We start from the raw sequence: 24481 nt of genomic DNA, 5'->3' as shown, positions 1-24481 counted from the left end.
GCGCAGTCTGTTCACCGCTATGAAGCATCCTGATCTCTGCCCCACAGGAGTCACCGTGTCCCAGGCGTCGTCACCGCCCGACATTCTCTCGCCCGCATTCGCAGCCGATCCCTACGGGGCCTACCGGATCATGCGTGAGAGCGCCCCGCTCATCCACCACGAGGCGACGGGGAGCTACCTCGTCTCCCGGTACGAGGACGTGGAGCGCGTCTTCAAGGACCGGGCCCAGGAGTTCACCACCCAGAACTACGACTGGCAGCTGGAGCCCGTCCACGGCAGGACGATCCTCCAGCTCAGCGGCAGGGAGCACGCCGTACGCCGGGCGCTGGTCGCCCCGGCGTTCCGGGGAGCCGACCTCCAGGAGAAGTTTCTGCCCGTCATCGAACGCAACGCGCGCGAACTGATCGACACCTTCCGGCACACCGGGGAGGCCGACCTCGTGGAGGCCTTCGCCACCCGCTTCCCCGTCCTGGTCATAGCCGACATGCTCGGCCTGGACCGGGAGGACCACCAGCGCTTCCACGGCTGGTACACCAACGTCATCGCCTTCCTCGGCAACCTGGCCGGAGACCCGGAGATCACCGCGGCCGGCGAGCGGACCCGCCGGGAGTTCGCCGACTACATGATCCCGGTGATCCGGCGCCGGAGGGAGGAGCCGGGCGACGACCTGCTCTCGGCGCTCTGCGCCGCCGAGGTCGACGGGGTGCGGATGAGCGACGAGGACATCAAGGCCTTCTGCAGCCTGCTGCTCGCCGCCGGAGGGGAGACCACCGACAAGGCCATCGCGTCGGTCTTCGCCAACCTGCTGGCCCACCCCGAGCAGCTGGACGCCGTGCGGCGGGACCGGTCACTCATCGACCGGGCGTTCGCGGAGACCCTGCGCCACACCCCGCCGGTCCACATGATCATGCGTCAGACCGCCGACGAGGTGAAGCTGTCCGGTGGCACCGTCCCCGCCGGGGCCACAGTCACCTGCCTGATCGGATCGGCCAACCGGGACGAGGCCCGCTACGCGGAGCCGGACCGCTTCGACATCTTCCGCGACGACCTCACCAGTACCACCGCCTTCTCCGCGGCCGCGGACCATCTCGCCTTCGCGCTGGGCCGGCACTTCTGCGTGGGCGCGCTGCTGGCCAGGGCCGAGGTCGAGACGGGGGTGAACCAACTGCTGGACGCGATGCCCGATCTGCGGTTCGCCGAGGGCTTCAGCCCGGTCGAGGAGGGCGTCTTCACGCGCGGTCCCGCCTCGGTCGCCGTGCGCTTCACACCGGTGGGGGCCTGACCGGAGGCCGGTGCGTCGGTCCGCCGCACCGGCCCTCGTCCGGGGCGTCAGCGGATCTGGCGCCCCGAGATGGCGCGGGCGATGACCAGGCGCTGGATCTCGCTCGTGCCCTCGAAGATGGTGTAGATCTTGGCGTCGCGGTACATCCGCTCGACCGGGTGCTCCCTGCTGTAACCGGCACCGCCGAGGATCTGGACCGCCTTCTCCGTCGCCGCCACGGCGAGCTCGCCGGCGCGGAGCTTGGACATGGAGCCCTGGGCGGCGTCGAAGGTGCGGTCGTTGCGCGCCATCCACGCGGCCTGCCAGATCAGCAGCCGGACGGCCTCGATCTCGGTACGGATGTCGGCGAGGGCGAAGGCGATCGACTGGTTCTCGATGACGGGCCGGCCGAACGCCTCCCGCTGGCCCGCGTACTCCAGGGCGTACTCGTACGCGGCCCGTGCGATGCCCAGCGCCTGCGCGCCGACCGTGGGCCGGCTGACCTCGAAGGTGGCCATGGCGGCCTGTCCCTTGGCGGCGCCGCCCTCGCGGGCGCGGGCCAGGCGGGCATCCAGCTTCTCCTTGCCGCCGAGGAGGCAGCTCCCGGGGACCCGTACGTCGTCGAGGAAGAGATCCGCGGTGTGCGAGGCGCGCAGCCCCAGCTTCTTGACCGTGCGCCCGGCCTCCAGGCCCTTCGTGCCCGGGGGCACGATGAAGGCCGCCTGACCACGTGCGCCGAGCGAGGGTTCGACCGAGGCGACCACCACATGGACCTCGGCGATCCCGCCGTTGGTGATCCACGCCTTCTGGCCGGAGAGCACCCACTCGTCCTTGGCCTCGTCGTAGCGCGCCCTGGTGGTCATCGCCGAGACGTCGGAGCCCGCCTGGGGCTCGGACACGCAGAAGGCCGCCACCTTCGGGTCGTCCTCGTCGCCGTAGCACTGCGGGACCCACTCGGCCAGCTGGTCGGGTGTGCCGGAGGCGAAGATCCCGGCGACGGCGAGCGAGGTGCCGAAGAGCGCCATGCCGATGCCGGCGTCCCCCCAGAACAGTTCCTCGTTGGCGATCTGGAGGGAGAGCCCGCTGGGGTCCCCGTACATGTCGGCGAGCGACTCGAATCCGTACAGACCGATCCGGGCGGCCTCCTGGATGACGGGCCAGGGGGTCTCCTCGCGGGCGTCCCACTCGGCCGCGGCCGGGCGGACCACCTCGGCGGCGAAGCCGTGGACCCAGTCCCGCAGGTCCCGCTGCTCCTCGGTCAGGGCGAGGGAGAAGTAGCTCATGGGCTCAGGCCTTCGGGATGTCGAAGTAGCGGGTCAGACCCGAGGCAAGGCCGACGTCACCGGCGACCTTCAGCTTGCGCATCATGAACATCGTCACCGGGTTGCCGTTGCCGGACACCAGCTTGAGGAACTCCGCGTCGGCCATCACCAGCGTGGTACGGGGCTCCGCCTCGGATCGGCCCGCGCTCACCGTGCAGGTGCCGTCGGCTATGGCGGTCTCGTACACCTCGTCGGTCTCACCGGTGATCTTCCAGCGGATCAGCGCCTTCAGCGGCCCGGCCGCCTCGGGGCGGAACTGCTGCCGCATGCGGCCGAACACCTCGCTCAGCACCCTGGTGCGCAGGTCACCTCGCATGACCTCGCCGAGTTGCTTGGCGGAGAGACCCTTCACGATCCGCGCGAACTCCTCCGGGGAGACGGCGGCGAAGTCGAGTCCGGACAGTTCGTCGGTGAGGTTGCCGCTGCTGTTGTCGGCCACGCCAAATCCTTACTCCAGAGTAAACTTACTTCTGGGTAAGGTAAGGCGGCGGCCGCCGCTTAGCAAGCAGGCGGCGTCACCACGATCCGTAGGGGCGCACGACGAAGTGCGGGTGGTGGGCGGACAGCACCTTGTTGGCCCGGGCGAGCTCGGACAGGGCCTGCTCGCGGTCGGCCTGGTCCTCGGCGTCCAGCCTCGGTCCCCGGAACCTGCGCACCTCCCTGGCCGCGCAGTCGGCGTCGAACTCCGCCTGCAGGATGTGCGCCGGGGTGCAGGAGCCGATCAGCGCCGCGACCCGGTCGGGGATCGGTACGGGGACGAGGACGTGCGGGGCGGTCATGGGGGGTTCCCTCTCGGATGGTCGGCCAGGAGGTGATGCTCCGCGACGGGCGGTCGGACCGTCGCGCCTCCTTATGTAACGGGACGCAGTTCCTGATTTCTCCTCGAGAACGTCTCCGTGTCGCAACCGTTCGGGGCTGACCGTCTATTTCGCCTTACCTGGAGGTAAGTTGACTCGTCCGTCCGGATGTGATTTCGCATCAGTTCAGCGGCTGCGGGCTTCGGCCGCGTAAGTTCATGGCGCGCAGCACGGCCTCCGTGGCGAAGCGGCTCTCGGGCTCGGTGAGCTGGTCCCCGAAGATCGCCTCCAGGCTGCGCATCCGGTAGCGGACGGTCTGGGGGTGCACGTCCAGCAACTCGCCCATCTGGGCGGCCGTGCCCCGGGTGTCGAGCCAGATCCGCAGCGTCTCGATCAGCCGGGCCCGCCGGGTCGAGCTGATGGCCGCGACCGGCGCGAGTTCGCGCATGGCCAGCTGGTCGAGCAGGGGTGGGTCGGAGAGCAGCCACAAGGTGGTGAGGTGGTCCTCGCACCGGAGCAGAGGAGCGTCGTAGATGATCCCGGTGTCGGCCAGTTCGAGGACTCGCCGGGCCCAGCGGATCGAGTCGGCGGCGAGCGCCGTCGGCACGGTCAGGCCGATCGCGGCCCCACCGGAGGGAAGAACCCGCCCGAGCATCTGTCTACGCGCGTCGTCGACCGGGCCGGGGATCAGCAGGTGGGGTTGAGGGTCGGAGGGGTCCAACAGTACGTCGGCGTCGGCGCTGATCCGGTCGAGTCCGGCCGACGCGCGCACGGCCACCAACGTGACGTGCTCGGGCAGCGTCCACCCGGTCTGCTCGCACAACTCGCCGATGGCGCTGCGTGGTACGGGCCTGCCCGCGAGGATCAGGTGCAGGAGCCGCCTGCGCACCGCCTCGCTCCGCTGGTCGGACTGGGCCTGGACCTCGAGATAGCCCTCACGGGAGAGGGCCTCCAACTCGTCGACGTACGCGAAGAGCGCGTCCGCGAAGCTGAGCATGAGCGCGGGGGAGAAGTTGTAGCTGCGACCGACCTTCTTCGCGCGCCGCAGGGCGACCCGCGCCCCGAGCCGGTACGCGCCCTGCAGCGCGTCCATCGTGCGACCCTCGTATGCCTCGAACCGGCCGAATCGCCGGCACATGTCGTCGCGCAGGACGGTGGGCGACGAGGGCTCCGCGACCAGGTCGACGAAGGAGGAGAGGCTCTGCTCGACACCCATGCGAATGGAGGTGCCGTTGGGCCCGTTCAACAGTCGCGCGTATTCCGGATAGGCGCGGGTCACTTCCATGCCGATCTCTTTGATCAGGCTCGGCAGTTCGGGTCGCATGATCGCGGCGAACTCCTGGGGGAGGGGCCCCAGCGGGTCACCGGTGTCCAGCGGCTGGATGAGTCTCGGCATGACCGTCCCCTTGCTTTCCCGGGCCCCGCGCCGGTGGAGCGGGTGACGGGAAAGCGCTCCCACGGGCCGGCAGGTGTATACCAACAACGGCGCCGAAGATAGACCAAGCCGGGCGGCGTTCACACCGTCTGGACAAGATCGAACCGCGAGAGGACCACAACATGGTTCCGTTGTGGGGTTCCTGTGCAGGTGGGACGGTAAATGCTCACTTCCGGACAATGTTTTCGGCCGGGAGCGGGGCCGGGGCGGCCGAGGGACGGGGCGTGTTCTCCGGGGCTGTCGGCGGCTCCGTGCCATCCGTCGCCCACGACCGCCGCCGCGGGCCGCGCGGGTCTCGTGGCACCCGGAGGCGGAACCCTCGGTCCGGGCGGAATTCCGCTGGGTTATTACGCACCAAGTGACAAGTGTGCGAACTGAATTAGTGACGCGTTGACGAGGAAAAAAACTTGCCGGACCAATCTTGACGCACAGGATTGTGCTCCAAGTTTCCCGCAAGTAACGTCACGCCCTGTCACAGAGCGAATGTGGCTGAAAGCGCAGCACGGACCCCCACGGAGCACGATTCATCGCGGCACTCCCTGCGCCTTTGCAGGAATACGGGTGCTGTCCCCGCAACAGTGCGCCCGCACTGCCGAATCGGAGGAACTCACTGTGCGCAACACCCTCAGGAAGATCGCACTCACGGCCGGTGCCGCCGCCGCTGCCGTCACCCTCGGAGCCACCACCGCCACCGCCGGCGTGGCCGCACCGACCTGGACCGTCGGCCCCAGCTCGCCGGAGACCTTCTCGGCCGGCGCCGGCACGGTCACCCTCACCCTCAACGGCATCCCGATGACGTGTACGTCGTCCGCGGCCCAGGGCAACCTGGCATCGGCCTCAGGTACGACCAACGTGACCGTCGGCACGATCGCTCCGCTGACTTGGAGCGGCTGCACCAGCCCGTTCGGCGCGGTTACCCCGACCGCCGACACGACCACTCCGTGGAAGCTGAACGCGAACACCTACAGCGCGGGTGTCACGAGCGGCTACATCAGCGGCATCAAGGCCACGCTGAAGGTCCTCACCTGCACCTTCACCGTGACGGGCAACGCGGCCGCCACCTACACCAACTCCACGGGCAAGCTGGCGGTCAGCAACAACGCCACCTACAAACTGACCGTCGCGACCGTCACCTCTGGTTGTGCCGGTATCGCAGCTGTGGGCAACAACCCCACCTACACCGCCAGTTACACCGCTGTCACACCGATCGGCGGTACCACCAAGCCGACCATCGTCTACACCCCCTGATCCGGCCGCACTCCGGCTACAAGAGAGCGGAAGTCGCATGGTGGGCCCTGCCCGCCGTGCGATCCCGCGGTCCCGAGCGAACGCCGGCCGGCGGACGTCCTCCGTGCCGGACGTCCCGGGGCGGTGCGCCCGCAGTCGAATCCGAGGAGGCAGCTGTGCGCAGGTCTCTCAAGAAGCCCGCGATGGCGGCCGGTGCCGTCCTCACCTCCGTGGCCTTCGCGGTCCCGGCGGCCACCGCGGGAGTCACCGCTCCGGCCTGGACCGTCGGCCCCGTCTCACCGGAGACGTTCTCCGCCGTCGCGCACGACCCCGTGTTCATCCAGAGCGGCGTCCCGCTGAGCTGTACGTCCTCCACGGCGAAGGGCACTCTCGGATCGGCCACAGGTACCGTGGACGTGCGGATCGGCACTGTCACCTCGATGGCCTGGGCAGGTTGTACCCACCCGTTCGGCCCTGTGGCGCCTGTCGCCGAGGGCCTCCCCTGGACACTGGACGCGAGCACGTTCAGCGCCGGTGTCACCAAAGGCCGGATGACCGGCGTGCGGCTGCGGATGAGTGTGCTCACCTGCACCGCCACGGCGACGGGCCGGTTCGCCTTCACGTACAGCAATTCCACGGGCAAGCTGGCGGTCAGCACCGACGCCACGAACGAACTGACCGTCGTCACAGCCACAGCAGGGTGCTCGGGGCTCATGGGGCTCGGCTCCAACTGGACCTACACGAGCACCTCTTCGGCGGTTGCCCCGATCGGCGGTACGGCCGGACCGACGATCGTGTACTCCCCTTGACCCGGCCTCAGCCGCCCGCGAGTGATCGGGAGCCCGGTGGGTCCATCCGCCCCGGCTGCCACAGAGTCCGTCCGAGGGGGACATCGTCAGTGAGAGGCAGTCGTATGAAGGGTGCACGACGGCGGACGGCGCATGGTGCCGCAGTGGCCACCGCGGTGCTGCTGGGAGGGATGATCCCGGGTGCGCAGGCCGTGTCCGGTGTCCAGGAGGCCGCCGCGGAGCTCATCTACACGTGTGACTTCCCGGAAGGAGAGCAGCCGGTGAGGGCCGGAATCACCGCGGAGCTGCCCGAGTCCGGTCGGCCCGGGCAGGTGATCCAGCCCGAGAAGGTGGTCCTGGATCTGGTTCTGCCCGAGGAGGTGTCCGCCGGCCTCGCCGCGTCCGGGGCCGCTACGGTCGGCGCCGGGACGCGCCTGGCCGTCGAGGTGTCCCAGGATGACGCGAAGGCGCGGGCCGAATGGGCGGGCACCGCGGCGGAGCCGACGCCGCTGCCCGAGGCCGGAGATCTGGTGCTGAGCACGTCGGGCGCAGTTCCGTTCGTGAAACCCGGGGCCTCGGGTGACCTGGTTCTCGAGGCCTCGGACCTCACGCTGGAACTCAGCCTTGAGAAGGCCGACGGCGTGCCCGCCGAGCCGGCGAGCCTCTCTGTCGACTGCGCTCCCGGCCCGGGTCAGGAGAAGGCCTTGGCAGTCGTGGGCGTGGAGGGGGAGGACGGAGCGAGTGAGGACGCCGAGCCGACCCCTTCCGCGACCTGGCCCGGCGAGGGAGAGCCGACCGGACCGGAGGGGGGTGCGCCGGAGGTCGGAGTCAAGGCGTCCGGGTCCGCCGCCGCGAACGCACCCGCGTGCGTCGGTGATCCAGGTGACGAGGCCAACATGGTCGCCTATGTGACCGGGTACGCCAACGTCACCAAGCTGGAAGCCGCCAACAAGTTCCCCCTGGCCTGCGCCCGGATCACACAGGGCTTTCAGGAGATCCAGTTCATCGACGGCGTCCTGCACTTCCTGCAGAACTCCACCATCGATCTCGACTACCGGGGCAAACCCCAGCTTCCGCCCACCACAGGCACCTTCCTGACCTTCGGCTTCATGCCGACGACGGCCACCTTGGAGATGACGCAGATTCCTACGGGCACGCGCCCCGACGGGACCAGGATCGAGAACGTCCGCTCAGACCTGGCCATCGAGGGCGTGACCAGCAAGAACCGCACGGACGTCACGCTGGACTTCATGCTCAGGCTGTACGACGTCAAGGTGAACGGCGTTTCCCTGGATGTGGGGGACGACTGCCGTACGAGCCGCCCGTTCAAGCTCGGTCTGGTCGGCCTGGGGACGTGGAAGGACAACGTTCTGAACGGCTACACCCTTGCCTCGGGCGGCGAGCTGACCGGGTCGGTGACCATCCCGCCGTTCAGCGGCTGCGGGACCGACGAGGACCTCGACAACCTCTTCACCGCGTCGCTGTCCGGTGTGCCCGGTCACGTCAAGCAGGTACAGGGAGCTCCCTGTGCCGCAGCGCAGCACCCGCCCGAGCCTGGTGGTGTTGCCGTCTGCACGGACGAGTACGAACCGCTGGACGTCCCCCAGGCGTCCCGCTGACCGCATCGCCGCACCCATACGTAACTCCCCCCGTGAGATATCGAATTGAGGGAACGATGAGACCTGCCTCCAAGAACTGGATCAAGGCCGCCGGGGCCGTCGCCGCGTCAGCCGCTCTGGTCATGCCCCTGACCGCGTCACCGGCCGGCGCCGCCACGGCCGCCGCCCAGCTGAACGGTTCCTGGGCCCCGTTCGACCGTTGTCCGGTGGACGCCCCCGCCATGCTCGCGACCGACGGCGACGTGGACATCGCGCTGTGCGTGACCTCCACCTCGCCCAACGGGACGATCAAGCTGGGCAACACCACGGCGACGACCGGGTCCACCAACCTGCAGTTCGGCGTCATCCAGCACCCGGCCGAGGGGACCTACACGGTCGTGCCGCCCGCGGCCGGATCGATCATCAGCGGGAAGACCACCATCCCAGGTGGCCTGCTCGGCATCATGTGCCCCAGCAACATCCCCGTCGTCACGGCCGTCTGCGGGCAGATCACCAACGCGACCCTCAACAAGGTGACCGCCACGGTGGAGTCCGCCGGAGCGCCCACCGAATTCAGCCTGGTCGCGGGCATATCCTCCGGGCCGATCGTCAAGCTGCCCGTCAAGATCCGTCTGGAGAACCCGCTGCTCGGCTCCAACTGCTACATCGGCAGCAACAGCAACCCGGTGCTCCTGCGTCCCGGCAACCTCAGCGCGCCCAGCTTCACCGCCGCCCGGTTCAACGGTGACGGATCGGCGAACCCGGACGAGGGATCGATGATTCAGATCGCCCTCTCCGGAGCCGCTCAGGGCGACAGCCAGTTCACCGCGCCGAAGGCCAACGGCTGCGGTCTCGGAGGGATTCTCAGCTGGGCGATCGACCTCAAGGTGGGCCTGCCCGCCGGGGCCGGCACCAACAACCTCGTCCTGAACGACGCCAAGACCTACACGGCCGGTCTCACGGCCCCCGGTCTGTCCGTGCCCAACGCCGGCAGAGAGCTCGCCGACAGCTGGCACTCCGCGGTGAAGTAGCCGCAGGAGGGGCGCCGGTGGCCACATCCGGTTCCTGTCACTCGATGCGCCCCAGGCCTTCAGCGCTCATGAGCCCGCCCGGACCGCATGCACCCTGGTCGGGGCGGGCTTCGGTGTGTCCCGAGCGGAATTCCGAGCCGGCCGCTCGGCGCGAAGGCCCTCACTTTTCGACAGGTTTCGCGCGCGGATTACTCATCGGGGCACAAGAAATCAGCACCGTGCAATTGCCCCGGAGAAAGTTCGTGAAGCGCTATTGCGGACTCAGGTTACCGGCCCGTAGCGTCCCGCTTGAGCGGCTCGGAAACGCGTCCGTACCTGCTCGTCAGACGCACGCGGAGTCCTGGTCGCGCCCCCCTGACCCCGGATTCCTCCGGGAGTTTCTCCGGTCCCGAACTTCCACCGGGGCGGAGGTCTCCCACTCCCGGGGTCCCGCGGCCTCGGCCCCCTGGGCCGCGGGACCCCGGAGAGCTTGCGCAGATTCCGACAATCCCGCCGGGCGGTTTTGTCAATCAGTGACAAGTGATCCACGCCGAGATCAAATTCCGTCGATTACCGCTGCTCAACGGCTTGTCCTGGCGGATTCGGCGGACATACCGTGCGCCTCCCGGTGCATGTGTGACGGGCCGTCCTCGCATTCACCGGAGCCGGAGCTCAGTAGATGACGTCGTTCACCACCACTTCGAGGGAGGGCCGATGGGAATCGAAGTAGTCGTCGAAGGCCTGACGAAATCCTTCGGCAAGCAGAACATCTGGCAGGACGTCAGTCTCACGCTGCCGGCCGGTGAGGTGAGCGTCATGCTCGGACCTTCCGGTACCGGAAAGACTGTGTTCCTGAAATCCATCATCGGACTGCTCAAGCCGGAAAGGGGCCGTGTCCTCATCAACGGTGTCGACATGGTGAACAGCCCCGAGCGTGAAATCATGGAAACCCGGAAGCTCTTCGGTCTCATGTTCCAGGACGGCGCCCTCTTCGGCTCGATGTCGCTCTTCGACAACATCGCCTTCCCCTTGCGTGAACACACCCGCAAGAGCGAATCGGAGATCCGGCGGATCGTCATGGAACGCATCGACATCGTCGGCCTCCTCGGCGCCGAGGAGAAGCTGCCGGGCGAGATCTCCGGAGGCATGCGCAAGCGGGCCGGCCTGGCCCGTGCCCTCGTCCTGGACCCGCAGATCATCCTCTGCGACGAGCCCGACTCCGGACTCGACCCGGTGCGCACGGCCTACCTCTCGCAGCTCCTCATCGACCTCAACGCGCAGATCGACGCCACGATGCTCATCGTCACCCACAACCTCGACATCGCGGCCACCGTCCCGGACAACATGGGCATGCTGTTCTGCCGCAACCTCGTGACCTTCGGTCCGCGCGAGGTGCTGCTCACCAGTGACATGCCCGTGGTCGCGCAGTTCCTCGCCGGGCGCCGCGAGGGCCCCATCGGCATGTCCGAGGAGAAGGACGCGGCAACCCTCGCCGCGGAGCAGACGAACGGCCACGGATACGCCACCGGGCCCCGCGCCGTCGTCCCGCAGCTGGAGCCGTCGCCCGGGATGCCCGTACGGCAGGCGGCCCTTCGCCGTCGCGAGCGGGTCATGGGGATGATGGACCGGCTGCCCGAGGCCGCACGCACGGCCATCCTGGACAGCTACACGCCGGCCTTGGACGGTGGGCGTCGATGACGGCACCGCTGCCCGTACGCCCGCCGGGTGAGCCCGCCCGCGAGGAGGCACCCCAGGAGAAAGCGGGCCCGAGACCGCCCTCACGGCTCCTCGCCCCGCTCCGCCAGACCGGCCAGCTCTTCGCACTCGCACTCGCGGTGGTCCGGGCCGTCTTCCGCCGGCCCTTCCAGGTACGGGAGTTCATCGAACAGTTCTGGTTCGTCGCCAGTGTGACCATCCTGCCCGCCGCCCTCGTGTCCATCCCCTTCGGCGCGGTCATCGCCCTCCAGGTCGGCTCGCTCACCCAGCAGCTCGGCGCCCAGTCGTTCACCGGTGGAGCGAGTGTCCTCGCGGTCATCCAGCAGGCCAGCCCGCTCATCGTGGCCCTGCTGATCGCCGGGGCGGCCGGATCCGCGATCTGCGCGGACCTGGGATCCCGCAAGATCCGCGAAGAGCTCGACGCCATGGAGGTCATGGGCGTATCACCCGTCCAGCGCCTGGTCGTCCCACGGGTGCTGGCCACCATGTCCGTCGCCGTGCTGCTCAACGGCCTGGTGTCCGTCGTCGGGACCCTCGGCGGCTACTTCTTCAACGTGATCATGCAGGGCGGGACCCCCGGCGCCTACCTCGCGAGCTTCTCCGCCCTCGCCCAGCTGCCCGACCTCTACGTCGGTGAACTCAAGGCACTGATCTTCGGCTTCATCGCCGGCATCGTGGCCGCGTACCGGGGGCTCAACCCCCGGGGCGGCCCCAAGGGCGTGGGCGACGCGGTCAACCAGTCCGTCGTCATCACCTTCATGCTGCTCTTCGCGGTGAACATGATCCTCACGGCGATCTACCTCCAGATCGTCCCCCCGAAGGGGGGCTGAGCGATGTCGATGCTCGGCTGGCTGGACCGTTCCGGCGAACAGCTCACCTTCTACGTACGCGCCTTGATCTGGATCCCGAGGACCCTGCACCGCTACCTGAAGGAGGTCCAGAGGCTGCTCGCCGAGGTCGCCTTCGGCAGCGGAGGCCTCGGAGTCATCGGCGGAACCATCGGCGTGATGATCGCGATGACGCTCGCCACCGGCTCCGTGGTCGGCCTCCAGGGCTACGCCGCTCTCGACCAGATCGGCACCTCCGCCCTCACGGGATTCATCTCCGCCTACTTCAACACCCGTGAGATCGCCCCGCTCGTCGCGGGCCTCGCCCTCTCCGCGACCGTCGGCGCCGGCTTCACCGCCCAACTCGGCGCCATGCGGATCAACGAGGAGGTCGACGCACTCGAAGCGATGGGCGTGCGCTCCATGCCCTACCTCGTCACCACGCGCATCATCGCCGGAGTCGTCGCCATCATCCCGCTGTACGCGATCGGACTGCTCTCGTCCTATCTGGCGTCCCGCTGGATCACCGTCCTGTTCAACGGGCAGTCGGCGGGCACCTACGACCACTACTTCGATCTCTTCCTCTCCCCGCAGGACGTGCTGCTGTCGGTACTCAAGGTGCTGATCTTCAGCGTGCTGGTGATCCTCGCCCACTGCTACTACGGCTTCCACGCCACCGGCGGCCCCGCCGGAGTGGGCGTCGCCGTGGGACGGTCGGTGCGCAACGCCATCGTGCTCATCAGCGTCACCGACTTCTTCCTCTCCCTCGCCATCTGGGGCGCGACGACAACCGTGAAGGTGGCCGGCTGATGAGCAACTCCACCGCGCGGACGGTGCGCCTCAGACTCGCCGGGGTGGCCTTCGTGCTCGTGCCCGCCGTCCTCGTATGGGTGTCTGTCTCCGTCTACGAGAAGGACTTCACCGACGACGCCGTCGTGACCGTACGCACCGGGAGCGTGGGCAACGAGATGCACGACAACGCCGAGGTGAAGCTGCGCGGCGTCGTCATCGGCGAGGTGCGCCACATCTCGGCAGACGGCGAGGGGGCAGAACTCACCCTCGCCATCGACCCGGACCGGCTCGACCGGATCCCCGCCGACGTCACCGCCCAGATGCTGCCCACCACCCTCTTCGGGGAACGGTTCGTCGCCCTCGTCCCGCCCGCCGTCCCCTCCGCCGAGCCCCTCCGCGCCGGGGCCGTCATACCGCAGGACCGCTCCAGCAACGCCATCGAGCTGGAGGAGGTGCTCGACAACGTCCTGCCGATGCTCACGGCGGTCAAGCCGGAGAAGCTCGCCGCGACGCTCGGGGCCGTCTCCCAGGCACTCCGGGGCCGCGGCGAGAAGCTGGGCGACACGCTCGTCACCCTCGATGCGCACCTGAAGGAGTTCAACCCCCAGCTCCCCACGCTCAACGCGGACATCAAGGAGCTCGTCAAGGTGAGCCACCTCTACGCGGAGGCCGCGCCCGACGTCCTGGACGCGCTCACCGACTTCACCACCACCAGCGGCACGATCGCCGAGCAGGAGGCGGAACTGGCTGGCCTGTACGGATCCACGACGGCCTCCGCCGCGGACGTCACCGCCTTCCTGCGGAGGAACAAGGAGAACCTCATCCGGCTCTCCGCCTCCGGCCGCCCGACCCTCGAACTCCTCGCGGAGTACAGCGACGCCTTCCCCTGCACCCTGCGCACCATGGCGGGGTTCGTGCCCGCGATGGACAAGGCGCTGGGCAAGGGCACCGACCGGCCGGGACTGCACGTCAGCGTCAAGGCGGTGGAGTCCAAGGGCAGATACGTGGCGGGCGAGGACACCCCCGTCTACGACGCGACCGGCGGACCGCACTGCTACTCGGTGCCGTACACGGGCAGGACCGTCCCGACCGCTGACCGACACGCCCCCGCCACCCCGGAACAGGGAGCCGAAGGCGCCGGCACCGTGCGGGCGCCCGCCGCCGACACGGCCCTCGGCATGCCGAACTCCCCGCAGGAGAGCGTGCTCGTCAACGAACTGGTCGCGCCCTCGCTGGGCGTCCGGCCGCAGACCCTGCCCGACTGGAGCAGCGTGCTCATCGGTCCGGCGTTCCGCGGAGCGGAGGTGAAGCTCAAGTGAAGCGCCGCTCCCTCGCGGGACCGCTGGTGAAGTCCCTCGTCTTCGTCGTGGTGACCACCCTCGCCACCACCGTCCTCGCCCTGTCGATCGCCGACACGGGCGTCGGCGACACCACCTCGTACAAGGCACGGTTCGCCGACGTCACCGGGCTGGTCGTCGGCGACAGCGTGCGGATCGCGGGCGTCAAGGTCGGACAGGTCGAGTCCATCGGCGTCGCCGACCGGCGGGAGGCCGAAGTCGGCTTCGCTGTACGCAAGGGCCGCGAGCTGCCCGCATCGGTAACCGCGTCGATCAAGTACCTCGACATGGTCGGCCGGCGCTACATCGACCTCGACCAGGGCGTCGGACCGGTCGGGGCGGACTTCAGGCCGGGTGCCACGATCCCACTGTCGCGCACCACCCCCGCACTGGACCTCACCCAGCTCTTCAACGGCTTCCAGCCGCTCTTCGAAGGGCTCTCCCCGCCCGAGGTCAACAAGCTCGCCGGCTCGATCGTGCAGGTCCTCCAGGGGGAGGGCGGCACCGTTGACAGCATCCTCTCCCACGTCGGATCGCTGGCCGGGACCGTCGCGGCCAAGGACAAGGTGATCGGTGAGGTGATCAAGAACCTCAACACGGTCCTCAAGACCGTCAACGACCGCGAGGCGGGCTTCGACGACCTGGTCGTCACCCTCGAGAAGCTCGTCAAGGGCTTCTCCGGTGACCGCAAGCCCCTCGGCCAGGCGGTCACCGCGATGGGCGCACTCACCACCGTCACCGCGGATCTCCTCCAGGAAGGCCGCGCGCCCCTCAAGAAGGACATCCGGCAACTCGGCCGGCTCAGCGGTCAGCTCGACGCGGGCGCACCGCAGATCGAGAGCTTCCTGCGGAACACACCCGCCAAGATGGAGGCGATCACCCGCCTGACCTCCTACGGCTCATGGCTCAACCTCTACCTGTGCGAGGCGAGGGTCGCCGGGGTGACGACCGAGGACGGCAGCGCACCGCCCACCGGCATCACCATCGGCGGATCGAGGTGCACGGGATGAGCATCAAGCCCGTCCGGGAACGCAACCCCGTGGCCGTCGGCGCCGCCGGGCTCGTCGTCCTGACCCTGACCGGCCTCGCCGCCTACCGTGCGGACGCCCTGCCGTTCATCGACGCCGGAACCGCCTACAGCGCCGACTTCACCGAGTCCGCGGGGCTGGACACCGGCGACGAGGTGCGGATCGCGGGTGTGAAGGTCGGCGAGGTCACCGGTGTCCGGCTCGACGGCGCCAAGGTGAAGGTCGACTTCAGGGTGAAGGACGCCTGGATCGGCGACTCCTCCACCGTCGGAATCGCCGTCAAGACCCTCCTCGGCGACAAGTACCTCGCCGTCGACCCGCTCGGTGACGCCCCCCAGGACCCCGACACCCGCATCGAGTCGAGCCGCACCACCTCTCCGTACGACGTCACCCAGGCGTTCAACGGGCTCGGCGAGACCATCGAGGAGATCGACACGGCTCAGCTCGCCCAGAGCTTCCAGGCCATCTCGGACACGTTCAAGGACTCCCCGCCCGACGTCCGCAGCGCCGCCGCGGGGCTCTCCGCGCTCTCGAAGACCGTGTCCGAGCGTGACGCCCAGCTCGCGACCCTCCTCAAGGGCAGCAAGAAACTCACCAGGTCCCTCGCCACGAAGAAGAGCAGCTTCGAGACCCTCCTGGAGGACGGCAACCTCCTGCTGGGCGAGATACAGGCGCGGCGGGACTCCATCCACCTGCTGCTCACCGGCACCCGGAACCTCGGGACACAGCTCACCGGCCTCGTCACCGACAACGACAAGCAGCTGAAGCCCACCCTCGACTCGCTCGGCCGGGTCACCACCGTCCTGGTGAAGAACCGCAAGAGTCTCGACAAGGTGCTCTCGACGGCCGGCACCTACAACCGGCTCATCGGCAACACCCTCGGCAACGGACGGTGGTTCGACAACTACGTGTGCGGGGTCGTCCCCAAGAACTACCTGCCGAAGGACACCCCTCCGGCGAACGACTGCATGCCGCCGAAGCAAGGGGGCCGCTGACATGAGACGCACCCGCGTCATCGGTATCGGAGCCGGACTCGCCGTCATCGCCGTGGCCGTCGGCTCCGGTGTGGCGGCCATGGACCAGGAGGGCACCACCGTCACCGCCTACTTCGACCGGGTCACCGGGGTGTACCCCGGTTCCGACCTGCGGATCCTCGGGGTGAAGGTGGGTACCGTCGAATCGGTGACACCACGCGGCGAGGAGGTCCGTGTCACTCTGCGGCTCGACGCGGGCGTCGAGGTCCCCGCGGACGCGCACGCCCTCGTCGTCGCACCCAGCCTCGTCGCCGACCGGTACGTCCAGCTCGCCCCCGCCTACACCGGGGGAGCGCGGATGAAGGAGGGCGCCGTCCTCCCCGCGGCCAAGAACGCCACACCCGTGGAGGTCGACCAGCTCTACGCGTCGATCACCGAACTCTCCACCGCCCTCGGCCCGGACGGGGCCAACGCACAGGGGGCGCTCGCCGGGCTCCTGGAGACCGGGGCCGAGAACCTCAAGGGCAACGGAGAGGCCATCGGTGACTCCGTCGAGCAGTTCGGCAAGGCGACGAAGACACTCGACAAGAGCAGCGGCAACCTCTTCGACACACTGTCCTACCTGCAGACCTTCACCACCATGCTGAAGGAGAAGGACGGCGACGTGCGCTCCGCGGAGCAGCAGCTCAACACCGTCACCGGCTTCCTGGCCGACGACAAGGAGAACCTCAGCGCGGCGCTGAAGGAGCTCGGCACCGCACTGGGCCAGGTGAAGGGCTTCATCCAGAAGAACCGCGGGGCCCTGAAGAAGAACGTGGACCTCCTGGTGCCGCTCACCCAGAGCCTGGTCGACCAGCGTGCCTCCCTCGCCGAGTCGCTCGACACCCTCCCGCTCGCCGCAGGCAACGTCCTCAACGCCTACGACCCGGCGAACCGCACCCTCAACGGGCGCACCAACCTCAACGAGCTGTCCATGGGCGGCCCGCTCCTAGAACCCGAGGCGGGCGGCGTGAGCCTCGACGGGCTGGCCCCGGTGGACGCGACCCGGCGCAGAGCGCTGCCCGTCCTGCCCCTGCCCGCCGTCGGCACCGTCTACGGCACTCCCGAGGACACCCCGGAGAAGACCGGCCGTGAGAAGGGAGCGGACCGATGAGCCCCGCCCTGCGCAGCCCCGGCACCCGCGTGCTCACCGGACTCGGCGCCCTGGTCGCCGCAGGGGTCTGCCTCACCCTCGTCACGACGACCACCGGCCTGCCGTCCCTCCCCGCCATCGAGCGGGTGCCGCTTCCCGGCGGAGCCGACCTCGGCGACCACCCGTACGAGATCACCGCCGAGTTCGGCGACGTCCTGAGCCTCGCGCCCCAGGCGTCGGTCAAGGTCAACGACGTGGCGGTGGGCCGGGTCACCCGCATCAGCCTCATCCCGGGCGGCTGGACGGCCAGGGTCACCATGAGGGTCAACGGGAAGATCAGGATGCCTGCCAACGCCTACGCCCATCTCGAACAGTCCAGCCTCCTCGGCGAGAAGTTCGTCCAGCTCTCGGCACCCGCCGCCGGCACGGCGAAGGGCACGCTGTCCGACGGCGACCGCATCCCGCTCGCCCGGACCAACCGCAACCCCGAGGTCGAAGAGGTCTTCGGCGCCCTGTCCATGCTCCTCAACGGCGGCGGCGTCGCCCAGCTCAGGACCATCACCACCGAACTGGACAAGGCGCTGACCGGCCGGGAACCCCAGATCCGCTCGATGCTCCGCAGGGTGGACACACTCGTCACCGACCTGGACACCCACAAGGAGGACATCACCGACGCCCTCGACGGGGTCAACCGGCTCGCCTCGACCCTCGCCACCCGGAAGCAGGACGTGGGAACCGTACTCACCGGACTCAGCCCCGGCCTGAAGGTCCTGGAGAAGCAGCGTGGATCGCTCCTCACGATGCTGCGCTCTCTGGACACCCTGTCCACCGTCGCCGTCGACACCGTCAACAGGAGCAAGGCGGACATGATCGCCGACCTCAAGGCACTCGCCCCCACCCTCACCGCTCTCGCCGATTCCGGGAAGGACTTGCCCGACTCCCTCCAGGTGCTCCTCACCTATCCGTTCACCGACGAGGTGCTGCGCGGGGTCAAGGGCGACTACCTCAACGTCTACCTGGACGTCACCGCCATGCCGGGCACACAGATCATCCCCGCCCTCACCCCGGACTCCCAGGCCACGGCCGGAGCCAGGAAGTCCGCCCCCACGCTGCCCCTGCCGCTCCCCTCGGTCATCCCGTCAGGCACGGAGGTCGGCGCTCGATGATCACTTTCGCCACCCGGCTCAAGAACATCGCCTTCCTGGTCATCGCGGTGCTGGTCCTCGGCTACCTGGGCGCCCGTTACGCGGACCTCGGGCACTACGTCGGTCTGCGCGGCTACTACACCGTCACCGTCAAACTGCCCCAGACCGGAGGCCTGTTCACCCACTCGAACGTGACCTACCGCGGGGTCTCCGTCGGCCGCGTCGGTCCGATCGAGCTCACCGACGACGGCGTCGAGGCCGAATTGCGCATAGAGAACGACGCACCACCCATCCCCGACAGTCTGCACGCCGTCGTCGCGAGCCTCTCCGCGGTCGGTGAGCAGTACGTCGACCTGCGCCCCACCCGCGGGGACGGCCCCTTCCTGGGGAACGGCTCGGTCATCGACCAGGCAGACACGACCATCCCAGCACCCGTCACCGACGTCCTCACCAGCGTCGACGACCTCGCCGCCTCCGTCGACACCGACGCGCTGCGCACCGTCGTCGACGAGCTCGGCGCGGCGTTCGAAGGGCGCGGGGACGACCTCCAGGTCCTGCTCGACACCGGAGCTGCGTTCGTGGAGGCCGCCGACGAGGCCCTGCCCACCACGACCAAGCTGATGGCGGACGGAGAGACGGTACTGCGCACCCAGGCCGAACAGGGCCAGGCACTCAAGGGGTTCGCGTCGGGGGCCGAGCGACTCGCCGCCGAACTCAAGGGATCCGACACCGATCTGCGAAGGCTGATCGCCGCGGCCCCCGGAGCGACCGCCCAGATCAGCGGGCTCCTGCGCGACCTCGAACCAGGCTTCGGAGTCGTCGTCGCCAACCTCCTCACCACCTCCGAGGTCGCCGTCACGCGGCAGCGCGGCCTCGAGGAGCTCCTGGTGAAGGTGCCCGCGGTCGCCGCTGCCGGAGCGAGCATCATCGACGAGGACGGCAAGGCCAGGTTCGGGATGTCCGTCACCTTCTTCGAGCCGCTGCCCTGCACCGCCGGATACGGATCCACGACCTACCGCCCGGGCAAGGACGTCTCGACCGCCCCCGCGGTCAACACCGGGGCCCGCTGCGCCTCCCCGCCCGGCAGCGGGATCAACGTACGCGGCAGCGCCAACGCCCCCTCCGGCGGCGGCGTCCCGGAACCGGCGGAGCCCGGCGCCCTGCTCACCGGCGCCGGACCTGCCGGAACATCCGCGGACGGAGTGCACACCCGGCCCGCTCCCGAGGGAATGGCCGGTCTGCTGGGTCTGGGGGGTGGCGAGTGAACGCCCGCACCAGGAAGCTCGGCGGCTGGACGGCCCTTCTCGCGGCCGCACTGGTCTGCGCGTTCGGCATCCGCGCCTACGCGCTGGCACGCGCCGACGAGGGCCTGTCGTACGCCGAGGCGCGTGACGCCGCGATCGCCGACGGCCGGAGCCACATCGCCCGGCTGAACAGCATGGACGGCCGGAGCGCCACGAGCGTGGGGTCAGGCCTCGACGCCTGGCTCGCCGTCTCCACCGGTCCGCTGCACGACCGGCTGGAGCGCACCCGGAAGAAGGACGCCTCCGAACTCACCGAGTCCGGGGCGACCGCACGCGGCAAGGTCACCGACGCCGCTCTCACCGCCCTCGACGAACGGGCCGGGACAGCGGCCCTGATCGCCACCGTGGACGTGGTGGTCACCCCGCGAGCCGGCAAGGGCGGTACCGAGCGCAAGCGGTTCGAGGCGACGCTCGCCCGGACCGGCGACGGCTGGAAGGTCAAGGCACTGGACGCGATACCGGTGGGGAGCGGCGGATGAGGCGGACCGGAGCAGCCACCGTCGAGGGCGCGTCCCCGGACGCGGAGACCGAGGTGGCGGACGAGGGAGCCGATCCGCGACCGGACAGCCGACGTGGCGCGTCCTGGCGCCGTGGTCTCGCGGCTCTCCTGGCCGTCGCCCTGCTGGCCACCGGCGTCGTGCTCCTCCTCCAGGCACGGGAGCTGCGCGACACCCCGGCCACCTCGAACCGCGCGCTCACCGACACCGCGGAGACCGCCCGTGTCGCCGGCGACGTGAGCAGCGCCCTGAGCAAGGTCTTCTCGTACGGCCCGCGGTCCACCGCCGTCACCAAGGAGTCGGCGAAGCGGCTGCTCGGGGGAGACGCGCTGCGGCAGTACGCGGCCCTGTTCGGGCAGGTCGAGAAGCAGTCGGCCGACCAGAAACTCACGCTCACCTCGCAGGCGGTACGCGCAGGGGTCACACGGCTCGACGACGACGGCGCCCATCTCCTGGTCTTCCTCGACCAGGTGTACGAGCGCGAGGGGAAGGCCCCCACCACGGCAGGGGCGCAGCTCTCGGTGACGGCGGAGCTGCGTGGCGGCCGCTGGATCATCGTCGACATCACCTCCAGGTAGGGGAGAGGCACCGATGGCACGGGTACGAACGACGAGGAATCCGCTGGTGACGGCGGCGATCGCGCTGACGGTCGTGGCGGCCGGCGCGGCGGGGTGGGGCGGCTGGTCGTGGTACGAGGCGGCGCACGACGACGCGGCGGCCTACGCCGAGGCCCGCGACGACGTGCTGGCCGCCGGGGAGCAGGCCGTACAGAACATGAACACCCTCGACCACGCGAAGGTGGACGAGGGGCTGGACAGCTGGGAGGACTCGACCACCGGCGACCTCCACAGTCAACTCGTGGACGGGCGGGACGCGTTCGTCAAGCAGATCGAGGCAGCGAAGACGGTCAGCACCGCCCAGATCCTCTCCGGCGCGGTGACGGAGCTCGACGACAGGGCCGGCAAGGCGGGAGTGCTGGTCGCGCTGCGGGTCACCGTGACCGCGCCCGAGGGCAAGCCCGCGGTGAAGGAGAGCCGGATGCTCGGGCAGCTCACCCGCACCTCCGAGGGGTGGAAGCTGAGCGCCCTCGGACAGGCGCCCGTCGGCAACACCGCCGGCTGAACCCCGACCGCCCCGCCCCGGAAGGACCACCCACATGTCGACGACCCGTCACCTCGTCAACCGCCGCCGCCGGCTCGCCGCCGTGGCCCCGGCCACCCCGCGGGCGGTCACGGACCAGGACCCGGTGGATCAGGAGCGGACCACCGAGGCCGCTCCTCCCGCTGAACCCGATGCCGGGACTCCGGACATCCCGGGGCAGCGGGACGCCGAGGGGAAGGAGGACCCGGCCCAGGGCGAACGCCCCCGAGGACGGCTGCCGGTCCCGCGGATCCCCCTGCCCGCCGTGCTCTGCGCGGCGACCGTCCTCCTCGGAGCCTTCGCCGCCTGGTCGTTCGGCTCGGCGGCCGAGCTGCGCGACGACCCCACCCGGCGGAACACCGCGCTGACCGACATCAGCCGGACCAGCGAGGTCAAGGGCCAGATCTCAGAGGCGGTGGGTGCCGTCTTCTCCTACACCTACGCCTCGCCCGGCAAGTCGGACCTGGCGGTCCGCACGTACCTGACCGGCAAGGCCGTCCAGCAGCACCAGGACATGCTCGCCGAGGTACGGGCGCAGGCGCCGAAACAGAAGCTCGTGCTCACCACCACCGTCACCGAGACCGGAGTCGAGCTCCTCGAAGGCGACCGCGCGAGGGTGCTGGTCTTCGCGGACCAGAGCAACACCCGGACCGGCAAGGAGGAGGAGACGACGTACGCGGCCGCCATGTTCGCCGTGGACGCCGTTCGCCGAGGTGACACCTGGCGGATCGCGGCCATCGATACGTTCGCGCGATGACCGACGAGAGGCAGGACACATGAGGTTCAACGGGAACATGCGCCGCGGGCTGACCGGCACGGCCACCGCAGTGGCGGCGATGGCGGCGCTCACCGCCTCCCAGGCCCCGGGAATCGCGGGAACCGTCGCCGACGAAACGAAGAACGTGGCGTCGGACGACGTCGTCTGGACCGAAGTGCCCAACGACGACAGCTATCACACCGAGCTTCCACCCCTCGAGTCGCCGAAGCCCCCGCGGAGAGCCGAGGGGAGCGAGCCGGGCCCGGCCGTCGCCCGGTCGTGGGCCGAGGCCGGAATCCCCACCACCGTCCTGGCCGCCTACCGCAAGGCCGAGCGCTCACTGGGCCGCAGCGACCCGGGCTGCCACCTGACCTGGCAGTTACTCGCGGCCATCGGCAAGGTCGAGTCCGGCCATGCGAGCGGCGGCCGGGTCGACGCGGCGGGAACCACGCTCACACCCATCCTCGGCCCCGTCCTCGACGGAGCGGGCTTCGCGAACATCCCGGACACCGACGGCGGGGCGTACGACGGCGACGCCACATACGACCGGGCGGTCGGACCGATGCAGTTCATCCCGTCCACCTGGGCCCACTGGGGTCAGGACGGCAATGGCGACGGGCGCGAGGACCCCGGCAACATCGCCGACGCCGCGCTCGCCGCCGGGCACTACCTCTGCGCGGGCACCCGCGACCTGGCGGTGAAGGCGGACCTCGACCGGGCCGTCCTCAGCTACAACCACTCGGACACGTATCTGCGAACGGTCCTGTCCTGGCTGGAGTTCTACCGCAAGGGCGTCCACCCCGTCGCCGACGGCAGGGGAGTGATCCCCGCCAGCCCCGGCGCCGGAGGCCCGCACGCGCCGAAGGCCCCGGTGGGAGGGCCAGGCAGTCCCGGCGGCGGGAAAGGCGGCGGGATCGTCGTCGGCCCTCAGCCCACCGGCACCCCTCGGCCGACCACGTCCCCCACCCCCTCCGTCACGCCCTCGGATTCCGGCACCCCGGACCCGGACCCCACGGAATCCGACCCGACCCCCGACCCCACCGGCAGCGGCCCCACCGACCCGACGCCCACACCGGACCCGACCACCACGCCGGACCCCACGACGACGCCTGACCCGACCACCACCCCCGACCCGGACCCCAGCACCTCCGACCCGGGCTGCCCCACCCCGTCCCCGGAACCGGACCCGGCCGCCCCCACCGGTGACCCGTCGGACGGGCCCTGCCCGGAGCCCACCCCCACCGCCTGACGGATCAGCCGGAACCCAGCACCGCGGAAAGGTCGTACCGCACGACTTCCTCCAGCTGTGTGTAGGTGCAGCTGGCGGGGGTGCGGTCCGGCCGCCACCTCCGGAACTGGGTGGTGTGCCGGAAACGGTCGCCCTCCATGTGGTCGTACGCCACCTCGCACACCCGCTCGGGAGCGAGGGCCACCCACGACAGGTCCTTCTTGCCCGACCAGCGGCTCGGCGCCCCGGGCAACCGCGACCCCTCGTGCGCCGCCGCGTCCGCCCAGGCGGCCCACGGATGACCGGCGGGGTCGATGCGCAGCGGATCCAGCTCCTCCACCAGCTCGGCACGACGCTTCATGGGGAAGGCCGCACAGACCCCGACGTGCTGCAGGGCGCCCTCGTCGTCGTACAGCCCGAGGAGCAGCGAGCCGACGACCGGGCCGCTCTTGTGGAAGCGGTAACCGGCCACGACACAGTCGGCTGTCCGCTCGTGCTTGATCTTGCACATGGCGCGCGTGTCCGGCCGGTAGGGCAGATCCAGCGGCTTGGCGACCACCCCGTCGAGTCCCGCGCCTTCGTACCGCTCGAACCACTCCCGCGCGAGGTCCGCGTCCGTGGTGGCGGGGGCCAGGTGCACGGGCGCCGAGGCCGCGGCCAGCGCACCCTCCAGGAGCCGGCGCCGCTCGGTCTGCGCGGTGCCGAGCAGAGAGATGTCGTCGAGCGCGAGTACGTCGAAGGCGACCAGACTCGCCGGGGTCCGCTCGGCGAGCATCCGCACCCGGGAGTCCGCCGGATGGATGCGCTCGCTCAGCCGGTCGAAATCGAGCCTGCCCTCGTGCGGAAGGACGATCTCACCGTCGATGACGCACCGCTCCGGCAGGTTCTCCAGGACGGCGGTGACCACCTCGGGGAAGTACCTGGTGAGCGGTTTGCCCGTGCGACTGCCGATCACCACCTCGTCGCGGTCCCGGTGCACGATCGCGCGGAAGCCGTCCCACTTGGCCTCGTACTGCATCCCGGGCGGAATCCGGGACACGGACTTGGCGAGCATCGGCTTCACAGGAGGCATCACCGGCAGATCCATGGCCCGATTCTCACTCACCCGATGGACCGACGCTTCCGATATGCGGCATATGTGGGCCCGGCCTACGGTGTCGGACATG

The 24481-nt window shown here is 69.8% G+C and carries 24 protein-coding genes; 19 read left to right on the top strand and 5 right to left on the bottom strand.

The features are described from left to right. The first annotated feature begins 55 nt into the window (after positions 1 to 55). Complete coding sequence (locus ACGFNN_RS24825; protein WP_393559043.1) at positions 56 to 1282, top strand: cytochrome P450; 1227 nt, start codon at positions 56 to 58, stop codon at positions 1280 to 1282. A 47-nt stretch (positions 1283 to 1329) separates the two neighbouring features. Here ACGFNN_RS24825 and ACGFNN_RS24820 read toward each other — a convergent pair whose 3' ends face one another. From ACGFNN_RS24820 to ACGFNN_RS24805, 4 genes are all read right to left on the bottom strand, one after another. Beyond that, entirely contained in the window at positions 1330 to 2544 is a 1215-nt protein-coding gene (locus tag ACGFNN_RS24820; protein ID WP_362550263.1) for an acyl-CoA dehydrogenase family protein, read from the bottom strand. 4 nt (positions 2545 to 2548) lie between these two features. Beyond that, positions 2549 to 3022, bottom strand: coding sequence for an SCP2 sterol-binding domain-containing protein (locus tag ACGFNN_RS24815; protein WP_393559041.1), 474 nt, complete (start codon positions 3020 to 3022; stop codon positions 2549 to 2551). Positions 3023 to 3098: 76 nt separating this feature from the next. Beyond that, on the bottom strand, positions 3099 to 3362 hold the full coding sequence (locus ACGFNN_RS24810; protein ID WP_362550256.1) for a hypothetical protein: 264 nt from the start codon (positions 3360 to 3362) through the stop codon (positions 3099 to 3101). A 199-nt stretch (positions 3363 to 3561) separates the two neighbouring features. After that, the gene (locus ACGFNN_RS24805) at positions 3562 to 4776 is read right to left on the bottom strand and encodes a helix-turn-helix domain-containing protein (protein ID WP_393559039.1); all 1215 of its coding nucleotides are present in this window, start codon (positions 4774 to 4776) and stop codon (positions 3562 to 3564) included. Between the two features lie 651 nt (positions 4777 to 5427). Here ACGFNN_RS24805 and ACGFNN_RS24800 point away from each other — a divergent pair. The 18 genes from ACGFNN_RS24800 (at position 5428) to ACGFNN_RS24715 (ending at position 23336) form a co-directional block, all read left to right on the top strand. Then, complete coding sequence (locus ACGFNN_RS24800) at positions 5428 to 6063, top strand: hypothetical protein (RefSeq protein WP_393559037.1); 636 nt, start codon at positions 5428 to 5430, stop codon at positions 6061 to 6063. A 155-nt stretch (positions 6064 to 6218) separates the two neighbouring features. After that, the gene (locus ACGFNN_RS24795) at positions 6219 to 6851 is read left to right on the top strand and encodes a hypothetical protein (protein WP_393559035.1); all 633 of its coding nucleotides are present in this window, start codon (positions 6219 to 6221) and stop codon (positions 6849 to 6851) included. 143 nt (positions 6852 to 6994) lie between these two features. Then, on the top strand, positions 6995 to 8449 hold the full coding sequence (locus ACGFNN_RS24790) for a DUF6801 domain-containing protein (RefSeq protein ID WP_393559033.1): 1455 nt from the start codon (positions 6995 to 6997) through the stop codon (positions 8447 to 8449). A 56-nt stretch (positions 8450 to 8505) separates the two neighbouring features. Further along, complete coding sequence (locus tag ACGFNN_RS24785; RefSeq protein WP_393559031.1) at positions 8506 to 9459, top strand: hypothetical protein; 954 nt, start codon at positions 8506 to 8508, stop codon at positions 9457 to 9459. Positions 9460 to 10152: 693 nt separating this feature from the next. Further along, the gene (locus ACGFNN_RS24780) at positions 10153 to 11136 is read left to right on the top strand and encodes an ABC transporter ATP-binding protein (RefSeq protein ID WP_393559029.1); all 984 of its coding nucleotides are present in this window, start codon (positions 10153 to 10155) and stop codon (positions 11134 to 11136) included. Next, entirely contained in the window at positions 11133 to 11984 is an 852-nt protein-coding gene (locus ACGFNN_RS24775) for an MlaE family ABC transporter permease (RefSeq protein WP_393559027.1), read from the top strand. The genes ACGFNN_RS24780 and ACGFNN_RS24775 overlap by 4 nt, the downstream gene beginning before the upstream one ends. A gap of 3 nt (positions 11985 to 11987) precedes the next feature. Beyond that, complete coding sequence (locus ACGFNN_RS24770; RefSeq protein ID WP_393559025.1) at positions 11988 to 12791, top strand: MlaE family ABC transporter permease; 804 nt, start codon at positions 11988 to 11990, stop codon at positions 12789 to 12791. Beyond that, complete coding sequence (locus ACGFNN_RS24765; RefSeq protein ID WP_393559023.1) at positions 12791 to 14092, top strand: MCE family protein; 1302 nt, start codon at positions 12791 to 12793, stop codon at positions 14090 to 14092. Before ACGFNN_RS24770 ends, ACGFNN_RS24765 begins: the two co-directional genes overlap by 1 nt. Then, positions 14089 to 15120, top strand: coding sequence for an MCE family protein (locus ACGFNN_RS24760; RefSeq protein ID WP_393559021.1), 1032 nt, complete (start codon positions 14089 to 14091; stop codon positions 15118 to 15120). The genes ACGFNN_RS24765 and ACGFNN_RS24760 overlap by 4 nt, the downstream gene beginning before the upstream one ends. Beyond that, positions 15117 to 16133 (top strand): MCE family protein, encoded by a 1017-nt coding sequence (locus ACGFNN_RS24755; protein WP_393559019.1) that lies wholly within the window; start codon positions 15117 to 15119, stop codon positions 16131 to 16133. The genes ACGFNN_RS24760 and ACGFNN_RS24755 overlap by 4 nt, the downstream gene beginning before the upstream one ends. 1 nt (position 16134) lies before the next feature. Then, positions 16135 to 17265: an MCE family protein gene (locus tag ACGFNN_RS24750; protein WP_393559017.1), complete on the top strand. Its 1131-nt coding sequence runs from the start codon at positions 16135 to 16137 to the stop codon at positions 17263 to 17265. Next, positions 17262 to 18410 carry an MCE family protein gene (locus tag ACGFNN_RS24745; RefSeq protein ID WP_393559015.1) on the top strand — a complete coding sequence of 383 codons (1149 nt, stop codon included), beginning with the start codon at positions 17262 to 17264 and terminating at the stop codon, positions 18408 to 18410. The genes ACGFNN_RS24750 and ACGFNN_RS24745 overlap by 4 nt, the downstream gene beginning before the upstream one ends. Beyond that, entirely contained in the window at positions 18407 to 19654 is a 1248-nt protein-coding gene (locus ACGFNN_RS24740; RefSeq protein ID WP_393559013.1) for an MCE family protein, read from the top strand. The genes ACGFNN_RS24745 and ACGFNN_RS24740 overlap by 4 nt, the downstream gene beginning before the upstream one ends. Then, a complete protein-coding gene (locus ACGFNN_RS24735) occupies positions 19651 to 20172 on the top strand; it encodes a hypothetical protein (protein WP_393559011.1) in 522 nt (173 codons plus the stop codon). The genes ACGFNN_RS24740 and ACGFNN_RS24735 overlap by 4 nt, the downstream gene beginning before the upstream one ends. Further along, positions 20169 to 20768, top strand: coding sequence for a hypothetical protein (locus ACGFNN_RS24730; RefSeq protein ID WP_393559009.1), 600 nt, complete (start codon positions 20169 to 20171; stop codon positions 20766 to 20768). Before ACGFNN_RS24735 ends, ACGFNN_RS24730 begins: the two co-directional genes overlap by 4 nt. Before the next feature lie 13 nt (positions 20769 to 20781). Continuing rightward, positions 20782 to 21312, top strand: coding sequence for a nuclear transport factor 2 family protein (locus tag ACGFNN_RS24725; RefSeq protein WP_393559007.1), 531 nt, complete (start codon positions 20782 to 20784; stop codon positions 21310 to 21312). Between the two features lie 34 nt (positions 21313 to 21346). After that, positions 21347 to 22087 carry a hypothetical protein gene (locus tag ACGFNN_RS24720; RefSeq protein WP_393559005.1) on the top strand — a complete coding sequence of 247 codons (741 nt, stop codon included), beginning with the start codon at positions 21347 to 21349 and terminating at the stop codon, positions 22085 to 22087. Positions 22088 to 22106: 19 nt separating this feature from the next. Continuing rightward, a complete protein-coding gene (locus ACGFNN_RS24715; RefSeq protein ID WP_393559003.1) occupies positions 22107 to 23336 on the top strand; it encodes a lytic transglycosylase domain-containing protein in 1230 nt (409 codons plus the stop codon). Between the two features lie 4 nt (positions 23337 to 23340). On the opposite strand, the gene ACGFNN_RS24710 is transcribed toward ACGFNN_RS24715, so the two are convergent. After that, positions 23341 to 24402 carry an ATP-dependent DNA ligase gene (locus ACGFNN_RS24710; protein ID WP_393559001.1) on the bottom strand — a complete coding sequence of 354 codons (1062 nt, stop codon included), beginning with the start codon at positions 24400 to 24402 and terminating at the stop codon, positions 23341 to 23343. Between the last annotated feature and the right edge of the window lie 79 nt (positions 24403 to 24481).

Origin of the sequence: Streptomyces sp. NPDC048590 (genome assembly GCF_043199535.1) — a bacterium.
In the GTDB taxonomy this organism is placed as follows: Bacteria; Actinomycetota; Actinomycetes; order Streptomycetales; family Streptomycetaceae; genus Streptomyces.
Note: the sequence above shows the minus strand (reverse complement) of the source record. Positions and strands in the feature narration are given on the sequence as shown.

Coding starts and splice junctions, on each gene's coding strand:
- ACGFNN_RS24715 (WP_393559003.1), top strand. CDS start 22,107: ATGAGGTTCAACGGGAACATGCGCCGCGGGCTGACCGGCACGGCCACC.
- ACGFNN_RS24775 (WP_393559027.1), top strand. CDS start 11,133: ATGACGGCACCGCTGCCCGTACGCCCGCCGGGTGAGCCCGCCCGCGAG.
- ACGFNN_RS24765 (WP_393559023.1), top strand. CDS start 12,791: ATGAGCAACTCCACCGCGCGGACGGTGCGCCTCAGACTCGCCGGGGTG.
- ACGFNN_RS24750 (WP_393559017.1), top strand. CDS start 16,135: ATGAGACGCACCCGCGTCATCGGTATCGGAGCCGGACTCGCCGTCATC.
- ACGFNN_RS24785 (WP_393559031.1), top strand. CDS start 8,506: ATGAGACCTGCCTCCAAGAACTGGATCAAGGCCGCCGGGGCCGTCGCC.
- ACGFNN_RS24805 (WP_393559039.1), bottom strand. CDS start 4,776: ATGCCGAGACTCATCCAGCCGCTGGACACCGGTGACCCGCTGGGGCCC.
- ACGFNN_RS24725 (WP_393559007.1), top strand. CDS start 20,782: ATGGCACGGGTACGAACGACGAGGAATCCGCTGGTGACGGCGGCGATC.
- ACGFNN_RS24730 (WP_393559009.1), top strand. CDS start 20,169: ATGAGGCGGACCGGAGCAGCCACCGTCGAGGGCGCGTCCCCGGACGCG.
- ACGFNN_RS24780 (WP_393559029.1), top strand. CDS start 10,153: ATGGGAATCGAAGTAGTCGTCGAAGGCCTGACGAAATCCTTCGGCAAG.
- ACGFNN_RS24740 (WP_393559013.1), top strand. CDS start 18,407: ATGATCACTTTCGCCACCCGGCTCAAGAACATCGCCTTCCTGGTCATC.
- ACGFNN_RS24755 (WP_393559019.1), top strand. CDS start 15,117: ATGAGCATCAAGCCCGTCCGGGAACGCAACCCCGTGGCCGTCGGCGCC.
- ACGFNN_RS24710 (WP_393559001.1), bottom strand. CDS start 24,402: ATGGATCTGCCGGTGATGCCTCCTGTGAAGCCGATGCTCGCCAAGTCC.
- ACGFNN_RS24770 (WP_393559025.1), top strand. CDS start 11,988: ATGTCGATGCTCGGCTGGCTGGACCGTTCCGGCGAACAGCTCACCTTC.
- ACGFNN_RS24820 (WP_362550263.1), bottom strand. CDS start 2,544: ATGAGCTACTTCTCCCTCGCCCTGACCGAGGAGCAGCGGGACCTGCGG.
- ACGFNN_RS24810 (WP_362550256.1), bottom strand. CDS start 3,362: ATGACCGCCCCGCACGTCCTCGTCCCCGTACCGATCCCCGACCGGGTC.
- ACGFNN_RS24745 (WP_393559015.1), top strand. CDS start 17,262: ATGAGCCCCGCCCTGCGCAGCCCCGGCACCCGCGTGCTCACCGGACTC.
- ACGFNN_RS24720 (WP_393559005.1), top strand. CDS start 21,347: ATGTCGACGACCCGTCACCTCGTCAACCGCCGCCGCCGGCTCGCCGCC.